At 64.2% G+C, this 21,093-nt stretch carries 17 protein-coding genes and 3 pseudogenes; 9 read left to right on the plus strand and 11 right to left on the minus strand.

Going from position 1 to position 21,093, the window contains the following annotated elements:
• Positions 1-37: 37 nt before the first annotated feature.
• A complete protein-coding gene (locus L610_RS01050; protein WP_024847321.1) occupies positions 38-502 on the minus strand; it encodes an Lrp/AsnC family transcriptional regulator in 465 nt (154 codons plus the stop codon).
• Between the two features lie 133 nt (positions 503-635).
• Here L610_RS01050 and alr point away from each other — a divergent pair, with 133 nt between their 5' ends.
• The gene (gene alr / locus L610_RS01055; RefSeq protein WP_024847320.1) at positions 636-1,748 is read left to right on the plus strand and encodes an alanine racemase; all 1,113 of its coding nucleotides are present in this window, start codon (positions 636-638) and stop codon (positions 1,746-1,748) included.
• A 35-nt stretch (positions 1,749-1,783) separates the two neighbouring features.
• Positions 1,784-3,031 (plus strand): annotated as a pseudogene (locus tag L610_RS01060) (D-amino acid dehydrogenase); the annotation flags it as partial.
• A 23-nt stretch (positions 3,032-3,054) separates the two neighbouring features.
• On the opposite strand, the gene L610_RS01065 reads toward L610_RS01060, so the two are convergent.
• The 5 genes and pseudogenes from L610_RS01065 to L610_RS01085 form a co-directional block, all read right to left on the minus strand.
• A complete protein-coding gene (locus L610_RS01065) occupies positions 3,055-3,561 on the minus strand; it encodes a pyridoxamine 5'-phosphate oxidase family protein (protein ID WP_024847318.1) in 507 nt (168 codons plus the stop codon).
• A 109-nt stretch (positions 3,562-3,670) separates the two neighbouring features.
• Positions 3,671-5,169 (minus strand): annotated as a pseudogene (locus tag L610_RS01070) (aldehyde dehydrogenase family protein).
• 126 nt (positions 5,170-5,295) lie between these two features.
• The gene (locus L610_RS01075) at positions 5,296-6,138 is read right to left on the minus strand and encodes a shikimate dehydrogenase (protein ID WP_034329469.1); all 843 of its coding nucleotides are present in this window, start codon (positions 6,136-6,138) and stop codon (positions 5,296-5,298) included.
• A 152-nt stretch (positions 6,139-6,290) separates the two neighbouring features.
• The gene (locus L610_RS01080) at positions 6,291-6,959 is read right to left on the minus strand and encodes a GntR family transcriptional regulator (protein WP_024847315.1); all 669 of its coding nucleotides are present in this window, start codon (positions 6,957-6,959) and stop codon (positions 6,291-6,293) included.
• Between the two features lie 48 nt (positions 6,960-7,007).
• Positions 7,008-7,682 carry a GntR family transcriptional regulator gene (locus tag L610_RS01085; RefSeq protein ID WP_034329467.1) on the minus strand — a complete coding sequence of 225 codons (675 nt, stop codon included), beginning with the start codon at positions 7,680-7,682 and terminating at the stop codon, positions 7,008-7,010.
• Positions 7,683-7,898: 216 nt separating this feature from the next.
• Between L610_RS01085 and L610_RS01090 the strand changes: the two genes are divergently transcribed.
• The 5 genes from L610_RS01090 (at position 7,899) to L610_RS01110 (ending at position 12,495) form a co-directional block, all read left to right on the plus strand.
• Positions 7,899-8,891, plus strand: coding sequence for a sialic acid TRAP transporter substrate-binding protein SiaP (locus L610_RS01090; RefSeq protein WP_024847313.1), 993 nt, complete (start codon positions 7,899-7,901; stop codon positions 8,889-8,891).
• Between the two features lie 79 nt (positions 8,892-8,970).
• Positions 8,971-9,492: a TRAP transporter small permease gene (locus tag L610_RS01095; protein WP_024847312.1), complete on the plus strand. Its 522-nt coding sequence runs from the start codon at positions 8,971-8,973 to the stop codon at positions 9,490-9,492.
• Positions 9,489-10,790: a TRAP transporter large permease gene (locus L610_RS01100; protein ID WP_024847311.1), complete on the plus strand. Its 1,302-nt coding sequence runs from the start codon at positions 9,489-9,491 to the stop codon at positions 10,788-10,790. The genes L610_RS01095 and L610_RS01100 overlap by 4 nt, the downstream gene beginning before the upstream one ends.
• Before the next feature lie 15 nt (positions 10,791-10,805).
• On the plus strand, positions 10,806-11,252 hold the full coding sequence (locus L610_RS01105) for a type II 3-dehydroquinate dehydratase (protein WP_024847310.1): 447 nt from the start codon (positions 10,806-10,808) through the stop codon (positions 11,250-11,252).
• Between the two features lie 85 nt (positions 11,253-11,337).
• Positions 11,338-12,495 (plus strand): diguanylate cyclase, encoded by a 1,158-nt coding sequence (locus L610_RS01110; RefSeq protein ID WP_024847309.1) that lies wholly within the window; start codon positions 11,338-11,340, stop codon positions 12,493-12,495.
• A gap of 23 nt (positions 12,496-12,518) precedes the next feature.
• On the opposite strand, the gene L610_RS01115 is transcribed toward L610_RS01110, so the two are convergent.
• Complete coding sequence (locus tag L610_RS01115) at positions 12,519-13,346, minus strand: ferredoxin--NADP reductase (protein WP_024847308.1); 828 nt, start codon at positions 13,344-13,346, stop codon at positions 12,519-12,521.
• Positions 13,347-13,519: 173 nt separating this feature from the next.
• Here L610_RS01115 and L610_RS01120 point away from each other — a divergent pair, with 173 nt between their 5' ends.
• Positions 13,520-15,589, plus strand: coding sequence for a hydantoinase/oxoprolinase family protein (locus tag L610_RS01120; RefSeq protein ID WP_144701751.1), 2,070 nt, complete (start codon positions 13,520-13,522; stop codon positions 15,587-15,589).
• A 328-nt stretch (positions 15,590-15,917) separates the two neighbouring features.
• Positions 15,918-17,628: pseudogene (locus L610_RS01125) on the plus strand (hydantoinase B/oxoprolinase family protein).
• Here the strand turns inward: L610_RS01125 and L610_RS01130 are convergent.
• The 4 genes from L610_RS01130 to L610_RS01145 are packed head-to-tail and all read right to left on the minus strand — an operon-like array spanning position 17,621 to position 21,000.
• Positions 17,621-18,040, minus strand: coding sequence for a MarR family winged helix-turn-helix transcriptional regulator (locus L610_RS01130; RefSeq protein WP_024847305.1), 420 nt, complete (start codon positions 18,038-18,040; stop codon positions 17,621-17,623). The pseudogene L610_RS01125 and the gene L610_RS01130 overlap by 8 nt on opposite strands.
• A complete protein-coding gene (locus L610_RS01135) occupies positions 18,037-18,621 on the minus strand; it encodes an amino acid synthesis family protein (protein WP_024847304.1) in 585 nt (194 codons plus the stop codon). Before L610_RS01135 ends, L610_RS01130 begins: the two co-directional genes overlap by 4 nt.
• On the minus strand, positions 18,614-19,483 hold the full coding sequence (locus L610_RS01140; protein ID WP_144701754.1) for a UPF0280 family protein: 870 nt from the start codon (positions 19,481-19,483) through the stop codon (positions 18,614-18,616). Before L610_RS01140 ends, L610_RS01135 begins: the two co-directional genes overlap by 8 nt.
• A complete protein-coding gene (locus tag L610_RS01145; RefSeq protein ID WP_144701757.1) occupies positions 19,480-21,000 on the minus strand; it encodes a 6-hydroxynicotinate reductase in 1,521 nt (506 codons plus the stop codon). The genes L610_RS01140 and L610_RS01145 overlap by 4 nt, the downstream gene beginning before the upstream one ends.
• Between the last annotated feature and the right edge of the window lie 93 nt (positions 21,001-21,093).

Raw genomic sequence — 21,093 nt, forward strand, 5'->3', positions numbered from 1 at the left:
AGATCCTGACTGACTTACTCTGCGTGATTACTGCCTCTCAGCTGCGCGCCCGCGTCCTCGTTGCCAGCACGTTGCGGATAGCGAAGCTCGAATGGATGCGCAGCACACCCGGCATCTTCGACAGGATCTCCTTGTGGATCCGCTCGAACTCACCCGCATTGCTCACCTCGACGCGCAGGAGGTAGTCCGCGCCGCCGGTCATCAGAAAGCACTCCTTGATTTCGGGATACTTGCGCACCGCCGCTTCGAACCGGTCGAGATACTCCTCTGTCTGGCGCTCGAGCGTGATGTTGATGATGACGGCGATGGTCGCCTCGGTACGGGCAGGGTCGACAATGGCCGTGTAGCCGCGGATCAGGCCCGACTGCTCCATCATCTTCACGCGGCGCAGGCACGCCGACGGCGACAGGCCCACTTCCTCGGCAAGCTTAGCGTTAGACATGCGCCCGTCGAGCCTCAGCAGGCGGAGGATCTCGCGATCGATCCGGTCATATTCCAGCATCGCATTTTATTCCAAAGCTTCGAATTTCCTGCACCCTAGCACGCACGCGTCGAATTTCATGCAAGAAATCGGCGGGAAATTCCGTCGATCATTCGATACGCTGACCGGATAATGGGAGTGCGATGTGACTTACATGACGCTCAATGCTGGTCTGATTGATGAGGTCGTGCCTTCGGGCCATCTGACGATCGACCTTAAGGCGCTGCGCCGGAACTATGCGCTGATCTCGCGTCAGGTGGCGCCTGCTCGCGCCGCCGGCGTGGTCAAGGCAAACGCCTACGGCCTTGGCGCCCGCGAGGTGACGGCCGCCCTTCTCGAAGAAGGCTGCCGCGACTTCTTCGTCGCCGAATTCGTCGAAGCGGTTGAGCTGCGCCCCGCACTTCCGGATGACGCACGCCTCTACGTGCTGAATGGCCTCCAGCCAGGCAATGAAGGGCTTTGCGCTCGTATCAACGCCACTCCAGTCGCCAATTCCCTGCAGCAGCTGAAGCGCTGGCGCGACACGGCGATCGAGCTCCGCCGCAAGCTTCCCGTCGTTCTGCAATTCGACACCGGCATGTCGCGCCTCGGCATCGCTCCGGAAGAGCGGGGAAGCGTCAGCGAAATTCTGGCAGGCGGCGATCTTGAAGTCCGCTTCATCATGAGCCACCTCGCCTGCGCCGATGAGGCCGACCATCCGCAGAACGCGCGCCAGCTTGCCGAAATGCATCGCGCCGCAAGCGAATTCGCCGGTTGCAAGCTCTGCTTCGCCAATTCCGGCGGCGTCTTCCTCGGCGCCGACTACCACGGCTCGCTGGTGCGCCCGGGCATCGCACTCTATGGCGGCGCGCCCACCTTCGGCGTTGCCAATCCGATGGAGCCGGTCGTCCGCCTCGACGTCGCCGTCGTCCAGACGCGCAAGGTGCCGGCAGGTGCCGCCATCGGCTACGGCGCGAGCTTCGTTGCGACGAGCGAAATGCGCCTCGCCACCATCGCCGCCGGCTACGCGGACGGGCTTCCGCGCACGCTCAGCAACCGCGGCGCGGTCTATTTCGAGGGCACGCGCCTGCCGATCGTCGGCCGCGTCTCGATGGATTCAATCATCATCGACGTCTCAGCGCTGCCGGAAGGCGCGCTCGACCTTGGGACCTTCGTCGAGGTGATCGGCCCGAACCAGACGCTCGACGATGTCGCAACGGCCGCCGGCACCATCTCCTACGAAATTCTCACCAGTCTCGGCAGCAGATACCGGCGGCGCTACGTCTGACCGGCAATAAGAGCAGAAGCATACAGAGGGGCATCATGAAGGTTATTGTTCTCGGCGCGGGCATCATAGGCGTAACATCCGCCTATCAGCTGGCCAAGGCAGGACATGAGGTGACGGTCGTCGACCGCCAGCAGGGTCCGGCCCTTGAGACCAGCTACGCCAATGCAGGCGAGGTCTCCTTTGGCTACTGCTCGCCTTGGGCAGCTCCCGGCATTCCGGTGAAAGCCATCAAGTGGCTGTTCATGAAGCATGCGCCGCTGATCCTGCGTCCGAAGGTCGATCAGGCGATGCTGTCCTGGCTGGTTCGCATGCTGATGAACTGCACGGCCGAGCGCTACGCGATCAACAAGAGCCGCATGCTGCGCCTTTCCGACTACAGCCGCATCTCGCTCGCAGCCCTGCGCGAGGAGACCGGCATCTCCTATGATGAGGGCATGAAGGGCACGCTGCAGCTCTTCCGCACCCAAGCGCAGCTAGACGCGTCCGCAAAGGACGTAAAGGCGCTCGCTGCCGATGGCATTCCTTACGAGGTGCTCGATCGCGACGGCTGTATCCGTGCCGAGCCGGCGCTTGCGCATGTGCGCGAAAAGATCGTCGGCGGCCTGCTCACCCCGCAGGACGAGACTGGCGACTGTTTCAAGTTTGCCAATGCCCTCGCCGCCAAGGCGCAGGAAATCGGGGTAAAATTCCTCTATGACACCCACATCACCGGGCTCGACGTCGAGGCAGGCGTGGTGCGCGGCGTCAACACCAAGACCGGCAAGCTCACCGCCGACGCGGTCGTCGTCGCGCTCGGCAGCTACTCGCCGCTGCTCGTCAAGCCGCTCGGCATCCACCTGCCGGTCTACCCGGTGAAGGGCTACTCGCTGACCATGCCGGTTGTGAATCTCGCCCGCGCGCCGGTCTCGACCGTCATGGACGAGACCTACAAGATCGCGATCACCCGCCTTGGCGATCGCATCCGCGTCGGCGGCATGGCCGAGATCTCCGGCTACACCAACGACCTCAGTGCGCGGCGCCGCAGCACGCTCGACCACTCGGTGACCGACCTCTTCCCCGGTGGCGACATTTCCAAGGCGATCTACTGGTCTGGCCTGCGCCCGATGACGCCGGATGGCACGCCGGTGATCGGCGCGACCCACATCAAGGGCCTGTTCCTCAACACCGGCCACGGCACGCTTGGCTGGACGATGAGCACGGGCTCGGCCCGCGTCATCAGCGATCTCGTCAGCGGCAAGAAGCCGGACATCGACACCAGCGACCTCTCGGTCAGCCGCTACGGCTGRCCGGGKCAGGRTCAGGKAATTCAGAGACGAACCTCGGCGTTGTCGCCGAGCTTGGGTGCCGCGCCGGTGACGAAGGACATCAGCATCTTCGCGCCAGTGATCACCTTGTTCGGGCTGTCCCAGATTTCGGCCCGCTCGGGCGTTACCTTGAGCAGCCGGATGGTCGGATCGTCCTTATCCTCCCACCAGATCTCATCCATCTTCGACCAGAGCTCCGCGATTTTGGCGCGGTCGTTGGAGACTTCTGCCCGGCCTGAGACAAGGACATAGCGGTAGTTGCTATTGTCCGCCCAGGCCATCGACACTGTCGGGAAGCGCTCGATCTCGCCCTTCTTCTCGCCCGAAATGTCCGTCAGGAAGTAGAACGCGTTTTCATCGCGACGCGGGCGCGCCGACATCGGCCGGCTGTGCTGTTCTTCGCCCGTCCACGTGGTCAGCATGCAGATGTCGATCTGCTCGGCGAGCTCCCAGACGCGGTCTGCGACTTCTTCGGGGGTGGCCGGGTTGTCGTGCTGTTGCTCTTTCATGATGTCTCTCCGTTGGACATCATGAACGTGACGTCGAAGCCCTTCGTTCCGTCACCTCTGGAAGCAGCCCCTCCCCTGCAGGGGAAGGGCCGTGGAAGAAAGGACTTCCTTAGTCGATGTCGAAGGAAACGCCTTGGGCGAGCGGCAGCGCCTTCGAGTAGTTGATTGTGTTGGTCGCGCGCCGCATGTAGGCCTTCCAGGCATCCGAGCCGCTCTCGCGACCGCCGCCGGTCTCCTTCTCGCCGCCGAACGCGCCACCGATTTCCGCACCCGACGTGCCGATATTGACGTTGGCGATGCCGCAGTCGGAGCCATCGGCTGCAAGGAAGCGCTCGGCCTCCTGCATGTTGAGCGTGAAGATCGAGGACGACAGGCCCGCTGCCACCGCATTGTGCAGGCGAAGCGCCTCGTCAAAGTCGGAATACTTCATCACGTAGAGGATCGGCGCGAAGGTCTCTTCCAGCACCGGCCCCACCTGCTCCGGCATTTCGACCAGCGCCGGACGGACATAGTAGGCGGTCTCCTTGCCAGCTTCGAGGACGCGGCTGCCGCCGGTGAGGCTTCCAGCGCCTTCTGCATATTGTCGAACGCCGCCTTGTCGATCAGCGGACCGACCAGCGCCGAAGTTTCGAGCGGATTGCTGACGGAGACGCTTTCATAGGCCTTCTTCAGGCGTGGAACGATCTGGTCGTAGACGCTCTCATGCACGAACAGGCGACGCAGCGTGGTGCAGCGCTGGCCAGCGGTTCCCATCGCGCCGAAGGCGATGGCGCGCAGGGCCATGTCGAGATCTGCGGACGGGCAGACGATGCCGCCATTGTTGCCGCCGAGCTCGAGGATCGAGCGGGCGAACCGGCGCGCAAGGCGCGGGCCAACCTCGCGCCCCATGCGGGTCGAGCCGGTGGCAGAGACCAGCGCGACCTTCGGATGGTCGACCAGTGCCTCGCCGGTGTCGCGGCCGCCGATCAGCACGGTGCTGAGGTTCTTCGGCGCCTCGCCGAAGCGCGCGATGGCGCGCTCAAGGATCGTCTGGCTGGCGAGCGCGGTGAGCGGCGTCTTTTCCGACGGCTTCCAGACGATCGAGTTGCCGCAGACGAGCGCGAGCGCTGCGTTCCACGACCAGACGGCGACCGGGAAGTTAAAGGCTGAGATGATGCCGACGACGCCGAGCGGGTGCCAAGTTTCCATCATGCGATGGCCCGGACGTTCGGTTGCGATGGTCAGGCCATAGAGCTGGCGCGACAGACCGACCGCGAAGTCGCAGATGTCGATCATCTCCTGCACTTCGCCGAGACCTTCCGACGGTATCTTCCCTGCCTCGATCGACACCAGCCGGCCGAGATCGGCCTTGGCGGCACGCAGTTCCTCGCCGAGCAGGCGTACCAGCTCGCCGCGCTTCGGGGCCGGCACCATGCGCCACTCCAGGAACGCCGCATGCGCGGCCTCGATTGCCTTCGCAGGATCTGCGGTCGTCTTCAGCCGGGCGATTTCCTCGCCGGTAACCGGCGTGAACGACGCCATGTCGCCGCCGGTCCAGGCCTCGCGCGGCACCCCGAGCCCGTCGAGGATAGCGGCGGCCTCCTGTTTCACGTCCACAGCCTGAGTCATGCACTTCTCCATTCGTGTCGCGTCGTTGCCCCCCACATAGGACGTGGGAGGCCCTGGCGCCACACTAGCGGGAAACCGGCTGAAAAAAACAGTCCAACCGCGCCCTGCCCTTTGGCCAGCGCGACGTCAGGCGGCGGCTTTGGCTTCCTCTGCCTTGAGCGCGGCGCGCAGCGCCACCGCATCGACCTCGCGGCCCGTGAAGGCCCGGAAGGCGTCGACGCCCTGGTTGAAGAACAGCTCGTAGCCGCTGATCGGCGTGACGCCCTCGGCCCGCGCATCCATCAGGAAGTGGGTGTCGACCGGCGTATAGACCGCGTCGAAGGCCCAGCGGCGGCCGGGGATCAGCCGGCGCGGAATGGCGGTGCCGGGAATGCCATCCATGCCGAGCGGCGTGCAGTTGACAAGCCCGTCGGTGCCCTCGACCGCCTCATCGACGCTCGCGGCGACCGTGACCTTCATCGCCGTGCCGCTGGCGCGCAGTGCATCGGCGAGCGCATTGGCCTTGCCTGTATCCATGTCGAAGATGCGCAGCTCGCTCGCGCCGAGCTCGGCGATTCCGAAGGCCGCTGCCTTGCCGACACCGCCCGCGCCCGCCATTGCGACCACGCCCGGCTTGTCGCCGTCGAGCGCCGTGCGGATCGCCGTCATGAAGCCGGTGTAGTCGGTGTTGAGGCCGAACGGCCCGCCCTCGCGAAACAGCACCGTGTTGCAGGCGCCAATGGCGCGCACGCGCGGGTCTTCGATCACCAGCCGCGAAAACACGGTCTCCTTATAGGGATAGGTGATGTTGATGCCGGCGAATCCTTCGTTCTGGCAGAATGCAAAGACCGCTTCGAAGTCCATTCCCATGTCGGCCGGGATCAGCGGCTCGTAGGTGACTTCAAGTCCGCACAGCCCGCCCGCAAGGCGATGCAGCAAAGGGGACTTCGACCGCTTGATGTTGTCGCCAATCAGCCCGAGCCGAACCATGTTCCTGATCCTCACTGTCTGGTGGCCGGGTGGACACTCCTCCCACCGCGGCAAGGATCGGCTGCAATTCGCAACCGATATATTTGACATCATCCTATATTTCTCAGAAAGCCCGATGTCCACCGCCGCAAAGCTGAGGTAGCCTGCCGGAGCTATTCTCCGATCGTTCCGGTTGCGAGCGCGTGCTCGACCCCGCCCTGGACATGCTGCTCCAGTACCGTCTTGGCGGTCGCCGCGTCGCGCTTCAGCGCCGCGTCCAGCAGGATCTGGTGTTCGTTGGCGGCAATGTCACCGCGGAACGACAGCGCGATCATCTGGTAGCGCAGGTACTTGTCGAAGACCGCCGCGTGCGTCTCCATCAGCACCTTCGAGCCGCAGGCGGAGATGAGCGCCTGATGGAACTCCCAGTCGTAGCGCTTCCACATCTCGGTCTGGCTTAAGTCACCGTCACGCATGCGTGTCTCCAGCGCCGCAAGCTTGTGGTGGGCGGCGACGATCCGCGCTTCCCACTCCATGTCGCCGGCGGCGAATGACTGCTCCAGCGCAAATCCTTCGAGCAGGAGCCGCAACGCCGCTATATCGCGCAGGTTCTCGACAGAGACCGGCGAGGCTTCGAAACCACGCTGGCCTTCCGCGGTGACCAGCCCTTCCGAGGTCAGGCGGCTCAGGATCTCGCGCAGCGTCGAGATGCTGGCGCCGTAGGTGTCCTTGAGCCAGTCGAGCTTGAGCTTCTGCCCCGGCGCGATGCGGCCGAAAATGATGTCGGCACGGATACGGCGGTAAGCGTTCTCGCCAATGGTCTCGGGATGGTCAGCCGTCATCTGGGCGTCTCTTGCGGTGATGTCGTGGGCATGGGCCTGCTTGCGCCTCTATCGTTCCGGCAGCGTGCCACGCGCCACGGTGTATTCGACGCAGGCGGCTATGTGCCGCTCGAGGATCTTCAGCGCCCGGTCGGCGTCGCGTTCCAGCGCGCAGTCGAGCAGTTCCTTGTGTTCCTTTGCTGCCACGTCGCCGCGGAACATCACGGCCAGTATCTGGTAGCGCAGGAACTGGTCGAAGATGATTGCGTGCGTTTCGAGCAAAGCCGTCGAACCACAAGCCGAGATCAGCGCACCGTGGAACTCGCGGTCGTAGTTCTTCCACCGCATCGTCTGGTCGTGCTCACCCTTGAGCATCATCGCCTCCAGCCGCGACAGCTTGTGGTAGGCGGCGACCACTCTGCCCTCCCACTCGATGTCGCCGGACGCAAACGACTGGCGCATCGCGTGACCTTCGAGCAGGTTTCGCATTGCCGCCACCTCACGCAGGTTCGCCACCGAGATGCCGACCACCTCGAAGCCGCGCTGGCCCTCAGCGGTGACGAGCCCTTCGGATACCAGCCGGTAAAGCACTTCGCGCAGGGTGCTCACGGAGGTGTTGTAGAGCGCGCGCAACTTTTCCAGGCGCAGCTTTTTCCCCGGGTCAAGTCGGCCGAAGATGATGTCGGAGCGGATGCGCCGATAGGTGTTGTCGCTCGCCGTTTCAGGCGACACGTCTGCTGCCAAGATTCTCCTCCCGAGTGGTACGCGAAGGTTTGCACGCGTCCGCGCACTCCGCAAGGCGACATGCTTATATCATAAGCATCTCCCACAAAATGATAAAACGACAAATCTCATATGAACTTTCCGTCGCCTATTGAATTTGATTTTGTCGAGTGTCATGAATACGGCAACCGCCGGGGTGGAGGCCTTGGGCGGGGAAGACTAACGGGAGGGATACCCATGATTGCTTCGATCACGCGAAGGACCGCGCTCGCGGCCGCTGGCGCCATGCTTTTGGCTGCGACGGCGTTCACCCCTGCACTTGCTCAGGACAAGACCAAACTGCGCTTCTCGGCAGTGTTCTCCGAGCAGGACATCCGCGCCGAGATGATGAAGAAGTTCGCCGATGGCATTGGCGACGAGTTCGAATTCGAAGGCTTCTACGGTGGCATGCTGTTCAAGCAGGGCACCGAGCTGGTCGCGCTTCAGCGCGGCAACCTCGAGATGGGCAACATCGCCCCGCAGGACATCTCCAACCAGGTTCCGGAATGGTCAATCCTGACCTCGGCCTATCTGTTCCGTGACGCCGACCACCTGCTGAAGTTCTTCAGCAGCGACCTGGGCGAAGACATGAAGAAGCTGGCCGAGGAAAAGCTCGGCATCCGCGTCCTTGGCCCGACCTTCTTCGGCACCCGTCAGGTTGGCCTCAAGCCGAACAAGAAGATCAACACGCCCGCAGACATGGCCGGCATCAAGCTGCGCATGCCGGGCGGCGATGCGTGGCAGTTCCTGGGCCAGGCGCTCGGCGCGAACCCGACGCCGATGGCTTATGCTGAAGTCTACACCGGCCTGCAGACCGGCGCGATCGACGGTCAGGACAACCCGCTGCCGAACGTCCAGAACATGAAGTTCTACGAGGTGATGTCGCAGATCGTCCTGACCTCGCACCTCGTCGGCTTCGACCTGCTGACGATCTCCGCCGACACCTGGAACAAGCTGTCGCCGGAACAGCAGCAGAAGGTCCAGAAGGCGGCCGACGAGGCCATCGCCTGGAGCACCCAGCAGCACCTCAAGCAGGAAGAAGAGCTCGTCGCATCCTTCAAGGAGAAGGGGCTCGAGATCTACACGCCGGACATCGACGCCTTCCGCGCCTACGCGCAGCAGAAGTACCTCGAGTCCGACCTTGCCAAGAGCTGGCCGGAAGGATTGCTCGACAAGATCAACGCGCTCTGAGGCGCACTCCCGCATCCGACCGGCATTTCGCCGTCGCCCCGTGGCCCCGGGGCGACGGCCTTTCTGACAGGAGGTAAGGATGGGTGGTGCCCCTGCACATCGCATTTTTGAATGGCTGCGCGCACGCGCAGAAAACATCGCCTGCGCCATGCTGGCAGCGATGTTCGTTGCCTTCATGCTCCAGATCATCTTCCGCTATCTGCTCAACCTGCCAATCGGCTGGACGCATGAGTTGAGCGTGGTGCTCTGGATCTGGCTCGTGCTGTTCGGCAGCGCCTTCGTGGTGCGCGAGAGCGAAGAGATCCGTTTCGATCTGGTCTACGGCGCTGTCGCCGACCGTACCCGACGCATCATGGGCCTGATCACCGCCATCGCGCTGATCGTCCTGTTCGGCATCTCGCTGCCGGCAGTCATCGACTACGTCACCTTCATGAAGGTCGAGCGGTCCGCCTACCTCAAGATCCGCTTCGACTATCTCTATTCGATCTATGTCGTCTTCGCCGTCGCGATGATTGTCCGCTACATCTGGATCGCCTGGCTTGCGGTCCGCGGACAGGCTCCCGAGGCATACGACCCGACCAAGGCGAGTTCCGGCGTATGAACCTTGCTAGTCCCTTCTCAATCTCGCTCGTCGTCATAACCGTCCTCGCGTTCCTCGGCCTGCCGATCGGCCTGGCGATGATGTGCGGTTCCATCCTCTACCTGTTCATGGCCGGCCTCGACCTCGGCACGGTCGCCGAGCAGTTCCTGAACGGCATGTACTCAAACTACGTGATCCTCGCCGTGCCGCTCTTCATTCTCGCGGCGGAGGTCATGAACAGCGGCTCGATGACCGAGCGCCTGCTGCGCTTCTGCAATGTGCTCGTCGGCCGCTTCCGCGGCGGCCTCGCGCAGGTCAACATCGTCCAGTCGATCATCTTTGCCGGCATGTCCGGCTCGGCCATCGCGGATGCGGCAGGTAGTGGCCGCATGATGCAGGCCATGATGACGCGCGATGGCCGCTACACGCCGAGCTATGCCGCTGCGCTCACCGCAGTCACTTCGGTCGTCGGCCCGATCATCCCGCCGTCGATCCCGCTGGTGATCTACGCGCTCGTCTCCGACGCTTCGATCGGCTATCTCTTCCTTGCCGGTTTGGTGCCAGGCCTCTTGATGTCTGTCATGCAGATGGTGCAGGTGGCTTGGACCGGGCGGCGCAACAACTTCCCGGTCGAGGAAGCGGTGCCGCTGCGCGAGATCCCGATGATCACCTGGCGCGCCTTCCCGGTGATCCTGATGCCGGTCATTCTGCTCGGCTGCATCTATACAGGTGTCACCACGCCGACCGAAGCCGCCGCGCTCGCCGCCTTCTACGCACTCGTCATCTCAGTCGTTTTCTACCGTAGCCTATCGGCGAAGGAGGCCTACAAAGCGCTGCTGATCTCGACCAAGACCAGCGCCTCGATCGGCATGCTGATAGCTGGTTCGCTCGTGTTCAACTACGTGGTGACAATCGAGAACATCCCGAACACGCTGCGCGTACTCCTGACCGGCTGGGAGCTTACCCCGGTCCAGTTCCTCATCCTGGTCAACGTGATCCTGCTGCTGCTCGGCTGCGTGCTGGAAGGCACCGCAATCCTGCTGATCATCGTGCCGGTGTTCATCCCGACTGCGCAGGCGCTCGGCATCGATCTTGTGCATTTCGGCGTCGTCGTGGTGGTCAACATCATGCTGGGGCTGGTAACGCCGCCATACGGGCTGCTGTTGTTCATCATGACCAACATCTCGGGCGCACCCATCAAGGATATCATCCGCGACTGCATGCCCTTCCTGTTCTGGATGGTGGTCTGCCTTCTGCTCATCACCTTCGTTCCGGAAGTGGTGCTGTGGTTGCCCCGCCTCGCCGGCTACGGCGCCTAAAATCAGAGACTTTCGATGACAAATCCCATCTACGTCCTCAACGGACCGAACCTGAACCGCCTTGGCAAGCGCGAGCCGGAGATCTACGGCTACACCACGCTTGCCGAAGTGGAGGCCATGTGCCGCGATGCAGCCGGCGAAACGCCGGTCGTCTTCCACCAGTCCAATCGCGAGTACGAGCTGGTCGACTGGATCCACGAGGCCATTGACGCGGAGGCCGGAGGCATCATCATCAATCCGGCCGGCCTCACCTTCACCTCGGTGCCGATCATGGACGCGCTAAAGATGTTCCGCGGCCCGATCATCGAGCTGCACATCTCCAACATCCATCGCCGCGAGGCCATCTATCACAATTCGCTGGTGTCGAAGGTCGCCACCGCCGTCATCGCCGGCCTCGGCCCCAACGGCTATCGTAGCGCCGTCGTGGCACTGCTCGATCTCATCGCCAACAAGCGCAAATAACATGAGCGACGGGTGAAGTTTACGCTGCGTTAGGCCGCCGGCGTTAGCTTCGCTCGTCGTCTTGCGTCTGGGGAGCGCGCCATTCATGGATCAGGCATCGTTGTTCATCGCCGCAGGAATCTGTGCTGTGGCGCTGGCCCTGACCATCCTGAGTGCTTGGTTCTCCAACCGCTCCGACGTCTTCCTCGTCGGCTGGACCGCCGGCATGCTGATGCTGGCGACCGGTGTCCTCACCTATGAATTGCTGCCGCCCGACAACATGGCCGTCGTCGCCTTTGCCTTTGGCATTCAGGTCTTCGGCTACGTGATCGTCTACGTCGCCGGCCGCAATTTTACCGGTCACAAGACGCCGCGGCGGCTGATCGTCGGGCTGTCGGCGCTTTGTTTGCCGGTCGTCGTGCCTGTGCTTGCCGGCTACGACGGTGTCGGCATCGCCATCTACAACTTCATCGCTGCGGGAATGCTGGGGGCGACCGGCGCTCACTACTGGCGCGCCCGCGCGGAGGCGCCGTCGGCCATCGCGGCCATGACGGCGATCTACATGTTCGCGGCCTTCTCGTTCGTGCTCTGCGGCGCAGTATTGCTCCAGCAGGAACAATGGGTGCTGCATGCCCCGCCGGAAAACTGGGCAGAGCACATCAACGCGATCGCCTGCATCGCCGGCATCACCGGCATCGGCGCGCTTTCGCTTGGCCTCAACAATCTGCGCGCCGCCCGCCGGCATCGCGAGGAAGCCCGCACGGATCCCCTGACCGGCCTTCTCAACCGGCGCGCCCTGTTTGCGATGATGGGGCAGCAGCCGCTGCAGCCCGGCAGCGCGGTGATCATCTTCGACCTCGATCGCTTCAAGGCGATTAACGACCGCTACGGCCACGCGGCCGGCGACGAGGTGCTCCGAAGCTTCTCCGCCGTAGTCCGGTCCAACCTGCGCGAGGGCGACATCGCGGCCCGCACCGGCGGTGAGGAGTTCGTCCTCGTCCTGCACAATGCTGCCGGCCAGCTCGCCACCGGTACCGCCGACCGCATCCGCGCGCTGTTTGCGCTCAACCCGATCTTCACGCCATCCGGCAAGATTTCGGCTACCGCGAGCGCAGGCGTCGCCTTCGCCACCCGCGCAAACGAGAGCTTCGACAACGTGCTGCTGCGGGCAGACGAGTCGCTCTACCGCGCCAAGGACAATGGCCGCGACCGCGTGGTGACCGAAGCCAGCTCGCAAGAAACCGGCACCCAGGCGGTCGCGTAACTATCGCCGAAATTGAAGGCTGATCAGCCGACGAACGCGCGCTCGACGACGAACTCGGCCGGCTTGTTGTTCGCGCCCTCGGTGAGGCCGAACTTTTCCACCAGCGCCTTGACGTCGCGGAGCATGTCCATCGAACCGCAGATCATCACGCGGTCGGTTGCCGGATCAAAAGGCGCAACGCCGAGATCCTCGAACAGCTTGCCGTTCTCGATCAGCGTCGTGATGCGGCCCATGCGCGGCGACTCTTCGCGGGTCGTCGTGGCGTAGTGATGAAAGCGGCCGTCGACCAGCTCGCCGATCAGCGGATCCTCAACCAGCGCCTTGGCCAGCTCCTGGCCATAGGTCAGCTCCCCGACATCGCGGCAGGTGTGGGTGAGAATGACCTGCTCGAACTTCTCGTAGGTTTCCGGGTCACGGATCAGGCTCGCGAACGGGGCGATGCCCGTGCCGGTCGAGATCATCCAGAGGCGCTTTCCGGGGGTGAGCGCATCGAGCACCAGCGTCCCGGTTGGCTTGGGGCGCATGAGCACTGTGTCGCCCGGCTGGATCTTCTGCAGGTGCTGGGTCAGCGGACCGTCCGGCACCTTGATCGAATAGAATTCCAGCTCTTCGTCCCACGCGGGGCTTGCGACCGAATAGGCGCGGAACACCGGCTTCTCGGCGTTCGGCAGGCCGATCATCACGAATTCGCCCGAGCGGAAGCGGAAGGTCTGCGGCCGCGTGATCCGGAAGGAAAACAACCGGTCGGTATAGTGACGAACAGAGACGACCTTTTCGGCATGCACATTCGCCGGAATCGGAAATTCCACTGGACGTGCGTTGCCGATTTCCTGGCGCGCAGCTGTATTCATTCCGTTAGTCCTGTCTTCTGATTGGCCTGGCTGCGCGGGAACTTGCCGCGGCTCGCTCGATGCTTGCCAGCCAAAATTATTAGTATACAAATGATTATTGCGTCAAGATCAGCGCCTGAACCGCCATTCCAAATTGGACGTCGAGGGTAGATGCAGCGTACCGGGAGACCGGCATGAATGAGAATGTCGCACCGTCGTCCGGGGATATCGTTGCCGGCATCGACGTGGGTGGCACATTCACTGATCTTCTCCTCATTGACGGCAGCAGCAACGGCCAGGTTCGCCTCGCCAAAGTCCCTACAACGGTCGAGAATCAGGCGTTCGGCGTCATGGCCGCGCTGGATGCGACGGGCGTTCCGATCGATCGCATTGATCTCATCGTACACGGGACGACAACCACGACCAATGCGGTGCTGGAGCGCAGGCTCGCCCGCACGGGCATGATCACCACTCAGGGCTTCCGCGACATCATCGAGCTTGGCCGGCGTACACGCCCGCAGCCTTACGGGATGACCGGCATCTTTGTTCCCGTCATCCCGCGCGACTTGCGGCTCGAGGTGCCGGAGCGCATGGAGGCAAGCGGTCGGGTGCGCGTGCCACTCGACGAAGATGCCGTGCGCACAGCGGCACGGGAGCTGCTCGACAAGGGCTGCGAGTCGGTCGTTATCCACTTCCTGCATGCCTACGCCAACCCGGCCCACGAAAAGCGCGCGGCCGAGATCGTCCACGAAATCTGGCCGAACGAGCACGTCACCACCGGCCACTCGCTGTTGTCGGAAGCGCGCGAGTTCGAGCGCGGCGTCACTGCTGCGGTCAACGCCTCGGTCCAGCCGATCCTCAAGCGCTATGTCGCTCGCCTCGCAGACGAGCTCTCGGCACGCGGCTACGCCCGCGAGTTCCTGGTGATGAACGGCAATGGCGGCATGATCTCCGCCCGCTTTGTCGCCAACGAGGCGGCAAAGACCGTGATGTCGGGGCCGGCCTCCGGCGTCATGGCGGCGGCCTACACCGCGCGCCGCGCCGGCTTTGCCAACATCGTCACCTACGACATGGGCGGCACGTCGACCGACGTTGCGCTCATTCGCGACGGCCAGCCGTCGGTCTCCAACGAGATCGAGATCGAGTACGCAATGCCGATCCACGTGCCGATGGTGGACGTCCACACCGTCGGTGCCGGCGGCGGTTCGATCGCGCGGCTGGACGAGGGTGGCCTCATCAAGGTCGGCCCGGAAAGCGCCGGAGCAGCACCCGGTCCGATCTGTTATGGCCGCGGTGGTACCGAGCCGACGCTGTCCGATGCCAACCTCGTTCTCGGAAGGTTGAACCGCAAGAAGCTGCTGGCAGTCGACAATCCCGTCCCCATCGAGAGGGTCGAGCAGATCTTCGAGGAGAAGATCGGCCGGGGCATCGGCGTCGATGGCGTCGAGGCGGCGGGCGCGGTGCTTCGGCTCGGCAATCTGAAGATGGCGGGCGCCGTGCGCATGGTCTCGGTCGCCAAGGGCCGCGATCCGCGCGACTTCGCGCTGTTTGCCTTCGGCGGTGCAGGTCCCCTGCACGCCTGCGCGATTGCGCGCGAGCTTTCGATCCCCAAGGTGATAATCCCTGCCCGCCCCGGCATTACCAACGCGCTCGGCTGCGTCGTCGCCGACCTTCGCCACGACTTTGTCCGCACCATCAACCGCCCGGTCGGCCACCTCGACGAGCAGCTTCTCTCAGACATTCTCGCGGAACAGGCCGCCGAGGGCGAAAAGCTGATCGCCAAGGAGGCGATCAGGCCGAAGGCGCTGCGCTTTATCCATTCCGCCGACATGCAGTTCGTCGGACAGACGCACCTCATCAACGTGCTGCTGCCCGGCCGCAACATCTCGCGGTCGCAGCTGCAAGATCTGTTCGAGAAGGCCTATTTCGCCCGCTTCCGGGTCGAGTTGCCGGAAATCCGCGCCAATCTCGTGAACCTCAATACGTCGGTGATCGGCGAGCGGCCGGACATTGACCTTTCCACGTTGATCGACCCCGCCGGGCGCGAGAAGACGCTCCCGGCCGCGCTCGTCGAGCGCCGACCGGTCTGGTTCGACGGCGAGTGGATCGACACGCCGGTCTACGCACGCGAGAAGCTGCCGCTTGATGCGGCCTTCGACGGGCCCGCCATCCTTGAGCAGTTCGATGCCACCACCGTCATCGAACCCAACACCCGCGCCACCACCGACCGCGACGGCAACATCATCATCGAGGTGATGGGATGAGGTGGCGGGCTCCCACGTCTTTGGCGTCGCAGTGCCTACGTAGTCACCTTGGCGGACGGGAACCGATGGTACCCCCACCCCTTACCCCTCCCCACAAGGGGGAGGGGAATTTGGGAAGCGGGCGCTCTTCGGCAACCTCCCCATTGTCGCCAAGCCTCTCAAGATCCCCCTCCCCCTTGTGGGGAGGGGTAAGGGGTGGGGGTAGGAACACCTACGCAGTTGCCACGCCGGAGCCGATCGGGTCGCCTGCCGTTGCGGCCTCTGCAATCTTAGCCAAAACCCTCGCTGCGGCAGCCGCTACCAACTCCCCTTCGTCCGGTGCTCGCCCATGACCACCATCGACGCCATCACCCTTTCCGTCATCGAGGCTGGCTTGCAGCAGGTCTGCGACGAGATGGACCTTGCCTTCTCGCGTTCGGCCTTCTCGCCAATTATCGCCGAGGCGAATGACCGGTCCGACGGCATCTATTCGGCGGAGGACGGCTCGCTGATCGCCCAGGGCGCAGGCGGGTTACCGGTCTTCGTCGGCGTCATGCAGTATTCGACCCGCACGATCATCGAGATGATCGCGGAAGGCCGCTGCGTCCCGCCGGAGGAAGGCGACGTCTACATCGTCAACGACCCCTATCTCGGCGGCACGCACCTGATGGACGTGCGCTTTGCCATGCCAGTCTGGCGAAACGGGAAAATCTTCTGCTGGCTGTCGAACACCGGCCACTGGCCAGACATTGGCGGCGCCGTACCCGGCGGCTTCTCGGCCTCTGCCACGGCCGTCGAGCAGGAGGGCCCGGCTCGATCCGGAAATCCTCGCGATCATCACCTCGAACATCCGCATTGCCGAGCAGCGCATCGGCGACATCAAGGCGCAGGCGGCAGCGCTCGACGTTGGCCGCGCGCGACTGTTCGAGCTGCTGGATCGTTACGGTGACGAAACGGTGCTCGCCTCGATTGCGGAATTGCGCCGCCGTGCCGCCACCCGCATGCGCGCCAAGATCGCGACCATCCCCGACGGGACCTATCACGGCATCGCCTATGTCGACTCGGACGGCGTCGTCGATCAGCCGCTCGAGATCAGCCTCGCGGTCGAGAAGAAGGGCGACACGCTCAACTTCGACTTCGCCGGATCCAGCCCGCCCTGCGTAGGGCCGATGAACTCGGTGCTGGCGACAACGCAGTCGTCGGTCTACCTCGCCATGCGCCACATCTTCCCAGACGTGCCGATCAGCGCCGGCGCCTTCGAGCCGCTGGTGATCAAGCGACCGGTCGGCACCTTCCTCGACGCGTCCTATCCGCGCCCGGTCTCCGGTTGTGCGGCAGAAGTCTCACAGCGCATCGCGGAAGCCGTATTCTCCGCCATGGTGAAGGCGCTGCCCGACCAGGTCACCGCCGCGCCCGCCGGCTCCAGCGGCAATTTCAGCCTCGGCGGCTTCGACCCCGAGCGCAACCGCGCCTTCGTGCTCTACCAGCTGTCGGGCGGCGGCTATGGCGGCAATGCCGACCATGACGGCCTATCGAACGGCTGCTCGACAATCGGCATCTCCAAGTCGCCACCAGTCGAGATCATGGAGCAGGGCTACCCGATCCTCTACAACCACTATCGCCTGCGCGAGGGCTCGGGCGGCGCCGGCAAGCAGCGCGGCGGCATGGGCCTCGACTACGAGATCGAGCTGCTACGCGGCGAGGCCCGCGCCTCGTTCGTGATGGATCATGGCCGCTTCGGCCCGCAGGGCGCGCTCGGCGGCAGGGACGGCGCCGTCAACACGGTGACCGTGTTCCGCAATGGCGAGGCGCATGTGCCGCCGCATCTGTCGAAGGAACAGGACATCCCGATGAAGGCCGGCGACCGCGTCCGCGTCGGCACCCCAGGCGGCGGCGGTTACGGCGACCCGTTTGAGCGCGCACCGGAGAAGGTGCTGAAGGACGTGCGCCTCGGCTATTACACGCCGGAGCAGGCCGAAGAACTGTTCGGCGTCGTGATCCGCGACGGCGAACTGGACGCGGACGCAACCGCGCGCCGGCGCGCTGCCCTCCTCACGTAATCTTCGAAAGCAGCCGCATCAGCGTCTCGGCCTCGCGCTCGGTGAGCGGCGCAATCGTCTCCGCAGTCACGTGCTTTGCCAGCTTCTTCAGCCGGTCGACCGTCTCACGCCCCTCGGGCGTCAGGGTCAGCATCACGCGACGCCGGTCGTCGCCGTCGCGGCCGAGCGCCACCAGTCCGCGCACACTCAGCCGGTCGATCACGCCCTTGATGGTGGCCGCGTCCATCGCCACCAGCACGCCAAGCTGGTTCTGCGAGGTCTCGCCCACCTCGTCGAGCTTGGCGAGCGCCGCGAACTGCGGCGGGGTCAGATCGCCGATGTGCTTCGCGAAAATTGCGATATGCCGCTGGTTGGCCTTGCGCAGGACAAAGCCGATCTGGTCTTCGAGAACGTAGTTCCCCGGCCTGCTCACCGCAGCCCGTCCTCACCCTTCACCTGCCAGGCCTCAAGGCCGCCCATGCGCGAATGGATGCGCCCGCCGCAGGCCATCGCCAGCACGAACAGGATCTCGTCCGGCCGTGGACCATCCGGCGCCGTCACAGTGATCGCGTCGAAGTGGCTGCGCACATAGGCGGCGTTGGTGTGGCCGAGCGGCACGTCGAGGCTGGAGCCGAACGCGCCGACCTTCATCGCCGACGGGACGATCGCCTTGGTAGCACCCAGACGCTCGCGCATCGCATAGCCGCCCGGAACGTGCCATAGCGCGCCGTGCTCGATCTCGCCGGCGGTGCCGACGATCGCGCCCTTGCCGTAGCCGTCAATCGTCTCGATGTCGCCGCCAAGCGCGGCGATCAGCTTGTCGGTCATCATCAGCCCGAGCGGCTTCAGGTCCTCCATCGCCGCCTGCAGCTCCGCCGAGTATGTTCCCGCGAACGGGTTCGCCACCAGCGCCATCACCGCCCCGAGCCGCCGCGGCTTCTCCGCGACAGGCCCGCCGTCGTGAAAGATCTCCTCGGTGAAAACCGCAACCTTGCGAACCCTGAATTCAGGCATGAACGAGCATCCTCCCGGAATTTTCTGCGAGCGCGCCGGCAAGACGGCTCTGGTCATTCAAGAACAGCGCAGCCGAAACGATCAGCCCGCGCAAGACGAAATCGTCGGCAACAGCCTTGCCGCGCTCCAGCGCATCCGCCACCTCCGCCCCGCTGAGTTCCCCGACATTCGTCGTCACCAGACGATCGCCAAGATCGCTCTCGGGAGCAAGCTGACGTGCGGGCGCGCGTTCGATTGCCGGATGGCCGGGCAGGTCGATGGCATTGGCGATCAGCGTCGCCGCCGCATCCGCTGTTGCCGCGTCAGCCGCCAGCACGGTCACGGCATCGGCAATGCCGAGCGAATGGCTGCGCCCGCGCCAGCCGCTGGTGGCGATGCCCCGCACCGCATCTTCGAAGCGAATGGTGATCCGATCAGCAAAGCCATGGCCGGTGCCAGCAATCGCAACTTTCATCTCCTCGCCGGGCGAAAGGAAGATCGCAATATCGCCGCCGTCATTGACATAGGCGCGCCGCAGTTTTCGCCCGCGCGTCATTGCCTCCAGCATCTCGTCGGCCACACTGCCGGCAACGGCGGCCATCGGCGTGATGAAGAATCGGTCGGCAAATCGCGTCACCGCACGCTCCATGCGCCGTGCCGTCGGCCCCATTAAGCTACGCGGCGCTGACGTTGAAGGGCGTCGCAGTTCAGGCAGCTCGGCCACGAGCTCTTCCAGTACGGTATCGAAACGATCTTTGGCCTGGCTGTAGGCGGCAGCGACTTCCTCCGCTTCGTCAAACGCCTCAATGATCAGGTCGATCGGCCCGTGATTGAGATGCAATCGCTTGCCGTCTGGCAGCATCGAGGCCTGCGGACCCATCATGCCTGTCGCTCTCGCCGCAGTTGCACCAGCGGCGGCCAGGCATTGCCCGCGGGTGCTGCCGCGACCCGGCGCTCGTTGTAATACTCGCCGCCCTTCGCCAGCACGTCATCAACGGTGCGGATTTCCGAGACGTAACCACCCAGCGCCTCGTAGTGATCGCGCCGCATGGTGAACTCCAGCGGCGCCACCAGCGCCGGCGTCGGCACATAGCCGAACGAGTTTTCCGGCAGGCGCGTCACGTCCACCATAAGCGTGATGCCGCCACCCGGCCAGACATAGACCGGCGCGCCGCCGACGGTGACATAGGTCTGCAGCCGGTGCACCGAACGGGTCAGGTTCACCGGGTTCTCGGTCACGCCCGCGCGCAGCGACCCGCCCGCACCGCCCATGAACAGCACCGAGCAAAGCGCCGGTTCGCAATTGTCCTCTATGAGATCGACCGACTTGCGGAGCCGCTCCGGGAACGGCTTTTCGACTGGCTTCAAATTCTCGTCGAGCTCGAAATAAGCGAACTGTTCGCCGGTGGTCGACACCATCAGCAGCGACAGGCCCGGCCGCGCGCCCTTCTTCGTGTTCCAATCGCCGAGGATTTCGAGCGGATTGCTCAGCATCGTCCCGCCCCAGCCAAGGCCGGGCTCGGAAACCTTAAAGTAACGCCCTGGCGTCGAGCGCCGCCCGAGGATCTTGATGCCGGTGTCTTGCCAGCCAATCACCTTGCCGGCCTGATGCTCGGAGACGACGCCGGTGATGTGGTCATCGACCACGACGACCTCGTCCACCAGCCCCTTCCACTGGGTTGCAAACATGCCGATCGTCGCCGAGCCGCAGCCGACGCGCATCCGTTGTTCTAGCCGCCCATCAATGATGGGTGGCTTTCCCGCCTGCACGACGACCGTTGATCCGCCATCAATGGTGAGCTCAACGGGCTGCCGGTTGCACAGGGCCAGCATCGTGTCGCAGGTCATCCGCCCTTCCGACTTCGAGCCGCCGGTCAGGTGCCGCACGCCACCGAGCGACAGCATTTGCGAGCCGTACTCGGCGGTGGTCACATGGCCGACTGGCTCGCCCAGCACCCGAACCGTCGCCGTTTCTGGGCCAATGTGGCGGTCGGTGTCGATCTTCACCTTGACGCCGCAATAGGAAAAGATCGCCTCGGTGACGACGGTGACGAGGTCGACGCCCTCAACTTCCTGGCTAACGATGAACGGCGCTGGCTTGAAGTCGGGATAGGTCGTGCCCGCCCCGATGCCGCTGACGAAGCGTTGTCCCCGATTGACGGGATTGCCGTCCCACGCGCTGCCGTCTGCAAACGGCACCACCTCGCCGCCCGCCTCCGCGCGATGTTCAAGGATCGTAACCGGGTCGCAGCGCACGATCTTGTTGCCGAAATTGCCGTAGCGGTCGCAAGCCCCCGTCCGCCCCTCCGCGATGTAGCACATTACCGGGCAGGCATCGCACCGCAGCTTTTCCGGCGCGGGAGACGCATTCATCGCGACGCTTTCAGTGATCTCATTCATCGCCGGCGCTCCTGTGGAGAGGGCTGGGTGGATGCGATTTTTTGAGGCGCCGCCGCCCGGGCCGCGGCAGTAATCATGCTGGAGGAAATACCC

The organism is Aminobacter sp. J44, assembly GCF_007829415.1.
GTDB lineage: Bacteria > Pseudomonadota > Alphaproteobacteria > Rhizobiales > Rhizobiaceae > Aerobium.